Source organism: Anaerococcus sp. HMSC065G05, assembly GCF_001812365.1.
Lineage (GTDB): Bacteria > Bacillota > Clostridia > Tissierellales > Peptoniphilaceae > Anaerococcus > Anaerococcus vaginalis.
In genome coordinates this window covers 24,009-33,777 of record NZ_KV808690.1, presented here as the reverse complement: position 1 = coordinate 33,777, position 9,769 = coordinate 24,009, and the positions used below count along the sequence as shown (strand labels likewise).

The following is a 9,769-nucleotide window of genomic DNA, read 5'->3' as shown; positions in this document are numbered from 1 at the left end:
AAAAAAAAATATCCGACAGCTGTTTTTGATGTTGTTGGACCATTAGATAATGCAGTGGAAAAATCAAGTTTAAATGATATTTTAAAAAAAGCTGAAGATGAAAATACTGTAATTTATCATGGAGAAACAAGAGATGTGTCAAAATGGATGGCAAAATCTAGATTTTTTATATATCCTTCATATTATCCAGAAGGTGTTCCAAGATCAGTGTTACAGGCTTTAGCAAGTGGCAGACCTGTTATAACGTTTAATACACCAGGATGCAAAGAAACCGTAAAAAATGGTGTAAATGGTTTTGTTGTTGAGAAGAAAGACATTAAAGCTTTAGCAGAAAAAATGATTTGGATGATTGAACATCCTAAAGAAACAGAAAATATGGCGCAAGAGTCTAGAAAGTTTGCTGAAGATAATTTTGATGTTTTTAAAATTAATGAGAATATAATAAATAGACTTAAATAACTTAAGGAGAACAATGATAAGAGTATTACATGTATTAGGTGGATTAAACAGAGGCGGAGCTGAAACTATGGTAATGAATTTTTATAGATATATAGACAAAAGTGAAGTTCAATTTGATTTTATTATTCATAGTGATTCGCAAAATGATTATAGAGAAGAAATAGAGAGTATGGGTGGGAAAATATACGTGTTCCCTAAGTTTAAAGTATATAATATTTTAAGTTATAGAAATACTTGGAAAAGTTTTTTTGACGCTCATCCAGAATATAGAATTATTCATTCCCACATTAGGAGTTATGCAAGTGTGTTTTTTCCTATAGCTAAAAAATATCATTTAAAAACAATTATACATAGCCATAGTACTTCAAATGGAAAAGGATTTAAGGCTGTTATTAAAAATGTACTACAAAAACCTTTAGCGAAACAGGCTGATTATTTGTTTGCATGTTCTGAATCTTCAGGAAAATGGTTATATGGAACGGAAAAAATAAAAGAAGATAATTATTTTTTAGTAAAAAATTCTATTGACGTTAATAAATATAAATATAATGAAAAAATAAGAAGTGAATATAGAAATGCTTTAAATATTGAAAATAATTTGGTATTTGCTCATGTTGGTAGGTTATCTAGTCCTAAAAATCACATTTTTTTATTAAAAGTTTTTAAAGGAATTTTGGAAAAAAACTCAAAATCTATTTTATTAATTATTGGAGATGGAGAGTTGAAAGAAGAAATAAATACAAAAATTAAAGATTTGAACTTGAAAGGGAAAGTATTTATGATGGGTTCAAGAGAAGATGTTGATAACATTTTACAAGCGGTAGATGTCTTTCTCTTCCCGTCATTTTGGGAAGGGTTACCAGTTGCTGTTGTCGAAGCTGAGGCTTCAGGTTTACCATGTATTTTATCAGAATCTGTAACAGAGGAAGTAAAATTATTACCAAATCTTAAATATTTGCCTATAAATCAAGGAGAAGGTATATGGGTAAATTATATATTAAATATGAAAAAAAATAGACTAAAAGAAGCGTCGGAAATTGTTAGATCAAAAGGGTTTGATATAAGAGATACAACTAGATGGTTATTAGAATTTTACAAGAATTTAGCTTCTTAGTTAAATTAATAGATGTGTTGCTTTAAATTTTGTTTTAAGCGAGTCAATCATTTATATAGGTTTGGATAACGAATTAGTTTAAGAAAGGGAATTTTTTGACAATTTATATATTTTTATTAGCTTTTATACTACTAAATGTGTTTTTAGAGGCATCATTTTCGTCTTTAAAAATTTCAAAATACAAATTGAATACGAGAAAAATTAGTTTTTTCTTATGTTTTATATCTATACTTATGATTGGGCTTATGAGAAATCAACATTTAGGCGTTGATGTAGATAATTATAGATATTATTTTTTGAAGTTTTATCCAAGTAAAAGCATTAGTTTTTTTATATTTAATTTTAAATATGATATTGGCTACGTTCTTTTAAATAAATTTATTAGATTATTTACAAGTAATTTTAGAATATTTGAAAATATTGTATTTATAATTAGTTATGGAATTTTTTCTTACATTATATATAAAAGATCCAAATGCTTTTCACTTAGTTTTTTAGTGTATTTAGGTCTTGGATTTTTAGGAACTAATTTATGTATTTTAAGGCAAGCTATAGCGTGCTCTATTTGCTTTTTAAGTTTTGATTTTATTAAGAAAAACAATAAATTAGTTAGTCTTTTATTAATATTACTTGCTGTTACGTTTCATAAAACGGCTATATTTTTCTTATTATCTTATATAATTATTGAGGGGAATGATAGCAGAGCGTTATTGATTAAAAAAAATTTGTTTCTAATGTTATCTATTTTAGGTGCTATGTATATAATCCCACATCTGTATAAATTCTATTCGAATGATTATTCTAATACATCAGTTTCCGGTCAGGGATATAAATTACTATTCTTTTATATTATAATATCTTTTATTTTAAGAATAATAATAAATCGTAAAAAATTAAATAACGAAGTTAAAGATTATGAAGGATCATTTGGAGCGATATATCTTCAAATTGGTGCAATAAGTTTTTCGTTATTTGCGAGAGTTACAAGATATTTTGAACTAATATATACTCTTTCAATACCTAATATTACTTATGAATCTAAGTATAGGAAATTTTATATATTTATTTTTGCATTAATATTTTCAGCATTATATATATATGGATTAGTAACTGATGGTTGTCAAATAGTACCTTTTGAATCATTTCTAACTTAATTATATTTTAATAGGAGATATTAATGAAAATTTTATTTTATATAAATACATTAGGAAAAGGTGGAGCTGAGAGAGTTGTAACAAATTTAGCAAATCAATTTGCAGATGAAAATAATACAATTATTTTAGTAACTTCTTATAAAGTTGAAAAAGAATATAAGACAAATTCAAATGTAAAAAGAATTTGCTTAGAAGACTATAAAAAATCTTCAAAAAATAAGATTTTTAAAAATATAAATATTATTAGACAATTAAAAAAGATAATTTGCATGAATAAACCTGACTTAGTTGTTTCATTTATGAGAGAGCCAGTTGTAAGGGCTTTGCTTGCTTCTAGAAAATTAGATGTTAAAAATATAATCTCTATTAGAAATGATCCAAGCAAAGAGTATCCAGGAATTGCGGGGAAATTAATATCAAAATATATACTTCCTAAAGCTGATGGATGTGTTTTCCAAACTGAAGATGCTAAAAAATATTTCCCGATCAAATTACAGGGTAAATCTAAAATAATATTCAATCAAGTTGATGAGAAATTTTTTGATGTAAATATATATGATCCCAAATATATAGTTTCAATAGGAAGACTAAGTCAACAAAAAAATCAAATGATGTTAATTAATGCATTTGCAAAAGTAAATGAAAAATATCCAGATGAGAAATTATTGATCTATGGAGATGGAGAACTGAAAGAAAAATTAAAAAATGAGATAAATAAAAAAGGACTTGAAGATAGAATATTACTTATGGGTTTAACGGATAATATTCCAAAGGTCTTATCAAAAGCAAAGATGTTTATCTTATCTTCAGATTATGAGGGGATGCCTAATACTCTTCTAGAAGCTATGGCAGCTGGTGTTCCATGCATATCTACGGATTGTCCGTGTGGTGGTCCTAAGGCTATTATAAATCATGGATTAGATGGAATTTTGGTTCCTGTAAATAATGAAAAAGAGTTAGCAAAAAATATTCTTTTATTATTAGAAGATAATGAATTTTCGAATGAAATAAGGAGAAATGCAAAAGAAAAATCTGAAATATTTAAGCCAAATAATATATTTAAACAATGGCAAGAGTATTTTGAACAAGTGATAAATAATTAGAAAGGAAATTGTACAAAAATACAATTATGATAAAATGATAAATAATATTATTAAAAAGGCTAATAAATATATATCAAATCAAGAATATAGATTGAGAGTAAATTCAAAACTTGGCTTGTATAATAATATGGACGATAAAAAGTTTATAGAAAAAATGTTTAAAGCTACTATGGATTATCCTTTAAATTTAGAAAATCCAAAATCTTTTAACGAAAAATTACAATGGTTAAAACTATATGATAGGAATCCATTATATACAAAATTAGTTGATAAATATAAAGTTAGAGAATATATATCTGAAAAAATTGGAGAGGGCTATTTAATTCCTTTACTAGGAGTATGGGATGATCCAGAAGATATTGATTTTGATTCTTTGCCAAATAAATTTGTTCTAAAGTGTAATCACAACTCTGGTCTAGGAATGTGTATATGTACAGATAAAAGTAAAATTGATATAAAGAAAGTAAAAAATGAATTAAAAAGTGGGTTAGCTCAGAATTATTATCTTAATGGGAGAGAATGGCCTTACAAAAATGTTTCAAGAAAAATAATTTGCGAAAAATATATGACAGATGAAACAGGAAAAAATTTAAGAGATTATAAATTTTATTGCTTTGATGGAAAGCCTAAGATTGTTGGAATTTATCAAGATAGAAATTCTGATAAAGAAACAACTGGAGATTTTTTTGATATGAATTTTGAATGGGTAGACTTAAGATTTGGAATGCCTAATGCTTTAAATAAACCTCAAAAGCCACAAAAATTTCAAGAAATGATTAAAATTGCGGAGATTTTATCTGAAGGAATGCCAGAGGTAAGAGTAGATTTATATATAAGCAATAATAAAATTTATTTTGGGGAGTTGACATTTTTTGATGGTGGAGGTTTTGATAAAATTGAGCCACTTGAATGGGATTATAAATTAGGTAGTTGGATAAAATTACCGAAAAAAATGCTAAGCAACGGAGACTAATAATGAATAGAAAAAAGCTATTAGCTCTTAACACAAGTTCATCGCTAATATTTCAGTTAACTACAATTGTATGTGGCTTTATTGTTCCTAGACTTATATTAAAATCATACGGTTCTGAAGTCAACGGTTTAATAAATTCAATAATGCAATTTTTAGCGATTATATCATTCTTGGAACTTGGAGTTGGAGCTGTAATTCAATCATCATTATATAAGCCTTTAGCGGAAAATGATTATAATCAAATAAGCAGAGTTATGGTTTCTGGTCAGAAGTTTTTCTCAAGACTTGCTACAATACTTTTGGTTTACGTTGTGATTTTGATGGGGATTTATCCGTTAATAGCAAAAACAAATTTCGGATTTTTATATACTGCTACAATGATTCTAGTTATAAGTATAAGCTCTTTTGCTCAATACTATTTTGGAATTGTAAATAGTTTACTAATAACAGCAAATCAAAGAGGATATTTTTCTTATAATATTCAAACAATAACATTAATATTAAATACTATAGCTTGTTTTATTCTAATAAAATTAGGAGCATCAATTCATATAGTAAAATTAACAACGTCATTAATTTATTTAGCTAGACCACTAATTCTTTCGCTTTATGTAAAGAAAAGTTATAAAATAAATTGGAATATAAAATACGATGAGGAACCAATAAAACAAAAATGGAATGGAATAGCTCAACACATTTCAGCGGTTGTATTAGATGGTACTGATAATATTGTACTTACAGTATTTATGGGACTTGAAATTGTTTCGGTTTATTCTGTATATAATATGGTTGTCATGGGAGTAAAAAAACTTCTTATGTCAATGACAAATGGAATTCAATCATTGATGGGTGAGCTTTTAGCTAGAGAAGAAATTGATAGATTAAGAAAATTTTTTGGTTGGGTTGAATGGAGTATTCATACTGGAACAACTTTTATTTTTGGAGTTACAGCTATTTTAATAATTCCATTTGTAGAAGTTTATACATCAGGAATACATGATGCAAATTATATTCAACCATTATTTGCAGTTTTAATAGTAGCAGCAAATGCAGGTCACTGTTTACGTCTACCATATAATATATTGATTTTAGCTGGCGGTCACTACAAACAAACGCAAAATAATTATATAATTGCAGCTATAATAAATATTGTAATATCAATTTTATTTGTAAATATTTTAGGCTTAGCTGGTGTTGCGATAGGAACGCTATTGGCTATGTTTTATCAAACAATATGGATGGCAATATATGATTCTAAAAATTTAATACATTGGCCTATAAAATATTTCATAAAACAATTATTGGTTGATGGAATTACTGTTTTATTTTTTGTTATTATTGCTAAATTTTCCACTATAAATGAGATTACATGGATTTCTTGGATTTTATATTCAATAAAAGTTAGTATTATTTCTCTAGTGTTTATGGGAATAATTAATGCAATATTTTATAAGAAATATATTATTGCTATATTAAAAAAATTAAAAAGATATTAGTTAAGGAAATAATAATGTGTGAAAATTATAAAAGTAAATTAAAGGCAGATCTATGTAGATATGGTGGAGATTATAAAAAAATTCCTAAATTTCAAAAATGGTTTAGAAAGTATCAAGATTCAAATAATCATCTATTAAAAATTTTTTATAAAGTTTTATTTGTTTTAAATAGAAAGAAAAATTTTATAGAATTGTCTGCCAATTCTAAGATTGGTAAGGGTTTATATATTGGACATCCTTTTGCGATTACAATAAATCCTGAATCTATTATTGGTGAAAATTGTAATATACATAAAGGAGTTACAATAGGACAAGAAAATAGAGGAAAGAAAAAAGGAACTCCTTCAATAGGTAATGAAGTATGGATTGGAATAAATTCGACAATAGTTGGAAATGTTCGAATAGGGAATGATGTATTAATTTCTGCAAACTCATTTGTAAATTTTGACGTACCAGATCACTCTATAGTAATAGGAAATCCTGGGAAAATTATCCCAAAAGAAAATGCAACTAAAGATTATATTAATAATAAATATAATGATACTTGTAAATAAATTTCAAAAAATAAAAAAGCTAATTATATAATAATTTAAATTACTATATAATTAGCTTTTTTTCAAACAAATTTATATCTTATAAAATTCTTTATACCATTCAGCAAATTTTCTGATACCATCTCTTAGGCTAGTGTCTGGTTTGAAGCCAAAATCTTTTTCTAATGGTTTGGTGTCGGCGTAGGTTATTGGGACATCTCCTGCTTGCATTGGGACTAATTTTTTATGGGATTCGAAATCGTAATCTTCTGGTAATACTTTTGCCCTTATTAATTCTTCTTGGAGTATTGTTACAAAATCTAATAAATTTTCTGGGTTGTTGTTTCCAATATTGTAAACTTTGTATGGTGGAATTGGTAGTCCATCTTCTCCGTTTTTTCTTTCTGGTGCCTTTTGCATTACTCTTTTTACACCTTCAACAATATCATCAATATAGGTAAAATCTCTTTTGCAATTTCCGTAATTAAATATTTCTATTGTTTGGTTATTTAAAAGCTTGTTTGTAAATCCAAAATACGCCATATCAGGTCTGCCTGCAGGTCCATAAACTGTAAAAAATCTTAAGCCAGTTGATGGGATATTATATAGTTTACTATAGGCATGAGCCATAAGTTCATTAGATTTTTTTGTTGCAGCATATAAGGATACAGGATTGTCTACCTTATCATCAGTACTGTAAGGAACTTTTTTGTTTGAACCATAAACTGATGATGAAGAAGCATAGACAAGATGTTCAACTCCTTTTGAACCATTGTCATAAGAATGACGACAAGCTTCCAAAATATTATAAAATCCAATCATATTTGAAGAAATATAAGCATCTGGATTTGAAATTGAATATCTTACTCCAGCTTGGGCACCCAAATTTACAACTATATCTGGTTTGTGATCTTCAAATATTTTATCAATAATCTTTTTATTTGAAATATCTTCTTGATAAAATTTGTAAGTAGAATTTGGATTTTCTTTTAGATATTTTTCAATTTCTTCAAGTCTCCATTTTTTGATATTCACATCATAATAATCATTCATATTATCAATCCCAATAATATTTATTGGTGATTGAGTTTTTAATAATTCAAGTACAAGGTTTGATCCGATAAAACCTGCAGAACCTGTAACAAAAACTGTTTTATTTTTTAAATCTATATTATTCATTTTTTTTACCTTAATCTCTTTTGAAAATATCTCTTGTATAAACTTTGTCAATTACATCATCAAGACAAGCATCATATCTGTTTGCAATAATTGCTTGACTTATTTTTTTAAATTTCTTTAGGTTGTTTACTACTTCTGAACCGTAAAAAGTTTCGCCATTTTTAAGAGTTGGTTCATATATAACGACCTTTGCTCCCTTTGCCTTAATTCTTTTCATAACACCTTGGATTGAAGATTGACGGAAGTTATCAGAATTTGACTTCATAGTTAATCTATAAACTCCTATAATTTTTTCCTCCTCTTTTTTAGGATCCCATTTGCTATTTGAAACATAGGCGCCAGCTTTTCCCAAAACTTGATCAGCAATAAAATCTTTTCTAGTCCTATTAGAATCAACAATAGCAGAAATCATATTTTGAGGCACCTTGTCAAAATTTGCAAGAAGTTGTTTGGTATCTTTTGGAAGACAATAGCCACCATAACCAAAAGAAGGATTGTTGTAATGAGAGCCAATTCTTGGATCAAGACAAACACCATTAATAATCTCTTCAGTATTTAATTCCTTACTTTCAGCATAAGTATCAAGCTCATTAAAATAAGAAACCCTAAGAGCAAGATAAGTATTAGCAAATAATTTTACAGCCTCAGCCTCAGTAAAGCCCATAAACAAGGTATCAATATCTTCCTTAATAGCACCGTCTTGTAAAAGATGAGCAAAAATTTCAGCCTTTTCACGACTCTCATCATCACAAGAAACAATAATTCTAGATGGATATAGATTATCATACAAGGCCTTAGATTCTCTTAAAAATTCAGGAGAAAAAATAATATTTTTAGTATTATATTTTTCCCTAACAGATTTAGTGTATCCTACAGGAATAGTTGATTTTATAATCATAGTAGCTGAAGGATTAACCCTCAAAACCAATTCAATAACAGACTCAACAGCAGAACAATCAAAGAAATTTTTCTTACTGTCATAATTTGTTGGTGCAGCTATTACAACAAAATCTGCATTTTTATAGGCATTTTCTACATCAAGTGTTGCTGTAAGATCCAAATCTTTTTCTTTTAAATATTTTTCTATATATTCATCTTGTATTGGAGATTTTCTCTCATTAATTAAATCGACTTTATCTTTAATAATATCAACAGCTGTAACGTGGTTGTGTTGAGATAATAAAGTTGCAATAGAAAGACCAACATAACCAGTTCCAGCAACAGCTATATTGTATTTTTCATTAGAAATTTTTTTGTTTACTTTGTTTTTATCATCTTGAAATAAATCTGTAATTTCAAATTCTAAAGTATCTGATAAAGACTCAAGCTGTTCTATTGATGGAATATAGTTTTGAGATTCTAATTTGCTAATCATAGTCCTGTTTATACCAGTTATTTCTTCTAATTTTTTTTGGGTTAAATTTTTTTCTTTTCTTTTATCAGAAACGGTTTTTGACAATTTCTCTATTGATAGTTTTTTCATTTTTTTCTCCAAATCATTATTATAACTTTTAATTAATAATAACAAAAGCGTGGGAATAAGTCAATTATAAATAACAATCATAAAATAAATTTATAGAAAACAAGATTATAAGCAATTTTAAATAACAAATATTTATGGGTTAATTTATTTGGTTTCTATATTTAAGTATATAATAATCTGGAAGTATTGATATTAAGTTAAAATTATTATAAACTATAAGATAGCTAGAATTTAAAATTCTTGAAATTATTATATTTTAGATTAAAAGGAGAAAT

General features: G+C 26.7%; 9 protein-coding genes. 7 read left to right on the top strand and 2 right to left on the bottom strand.

The window, feature by feature from the left end; genetic code table 11:
* The 7 genes from HMPREF2852_RS02335 to HMPREF2852_RS02305 all read left to right on the top strand — a co-directional run.
* Positions 1–459, top strand: a 459-nt coding sequence (locus HMPREF2852_RS02335) for a glycosyltransferase (RefSeq protein ID WP_186821917.1), incomplete at its 5' end; no start/stop codon positions are given.
* Between the two features lie 13 nt (positions 460–472).
* Positions 473–1,573 carry a glycosyltransferase family 1 protein gene (locus HMPREF2852_RS02330; RefSeq protein WP_070605760.1) on the top strand — a complete coding sequence of 367 codons (1,101 nt, stop codon included), beginning with the start codon at positions 473–475 and terminating at the stop codon, positions 1,571–1,573.
* A 137-nt stretch (positions 1,574–1,710) separates the two neighbouring features.
* Positions 1,711–2,727, top strand: a complete 1,017-nt coding sequence (locus HMPREF2852_RS02325; protein WP_261667944.1) for an EpsG family protein — start codon at positions 1,711–1,713, stop codon at positions 2,725–2,727.
* A 23-nt stretch (positions 2,728–2,750) separates the two neighbouring features.
* Positions 2,751–3,830 carry a glycosyltransferase family 4 protein gene (locus tag HMPREF2852_RS02320; RefSeq protein ID WP_070605755.1) on the top strand — a complete coding sequence of 360 codons (1,080 nt, stop codon included), beginning with the start codon at positions 2,751–2,753 and terminating at the stop codon, positions 3,828–3,830.
* Positions 3,831–3,864: 34 nt separating this feature from the next.
* On the top strand, positions 3,865–4,803 hold the full coding sequence (locus HMPREF2852_RS02315; protein ID WP_070605753.1) for an ATP-grasp fold amidoligase family protein: 939 nt from the start codon (positions 3,865–3,867) through the stop codon (positions 4,801–4,803).
* 2 nt (positions 4,804–4,805) lie between these two features.
* The gene (locus tag HMPREF2852_RS02310) at positions 4,806–6,299 is read left to right on the top strand and encodes a lipopolysaccharide biosynthesis protein (protein WP_070605751.1); all 1,494 of its coding nucleotides are present in this window, start codon (positions 4,806–4,808) and stop codon (positions 6,297–6,299) included.
* 14 nt (positions 6,300–6,313) lie between these two features.
* The gene (locus HMPREF2852_RS02305; RefSeq protein ID WP_070605749.1) at positions 6,314–6,853 is read left to right on the top strand and encodes a serine acetyltransferase; all 540 of its coding nucleotides are present in this window, start codon (positions 6,314–6,316) and stop codon (positions 6,851–6,853) included.
* A gap of 72 nt (positions 6,854–6,925) precedes the next feature.
* Here the strand turns inward: HMPREF2852_RS02305 and HMPREF2852_RS02300 are convergent, their stop codons facing one another.
* Both HMPREF2852_RS02300 and HMPREF2852_RS02295 read right to left on the bottom strand, forming a co-directional pair.
* Entirely contained in the window at positions 6,926–8,011 is a 1,086-nt protein-coding gene (locus tag HMPREF2852_RS02300; protein ID WP_070605855.1) for a GDP-mannose 4,6-dehydratase, read from the bottom strand.
* Between the two features lie 10 nt (positions 8,012–8,021).
* Positions 8,022–9,494, bottom strand: coding sequence for a nucleotide sugar dehydrogenase (locus HMPREF2852_RS02295; RefSeq protein ID WP_070605747.1), 1,473 nt, complete (start codon positions 9,492–9,494; stop codon positions 8,022–8,024).
* Positions 9,495–9,769: the final 275 nt, after the last annotated feature.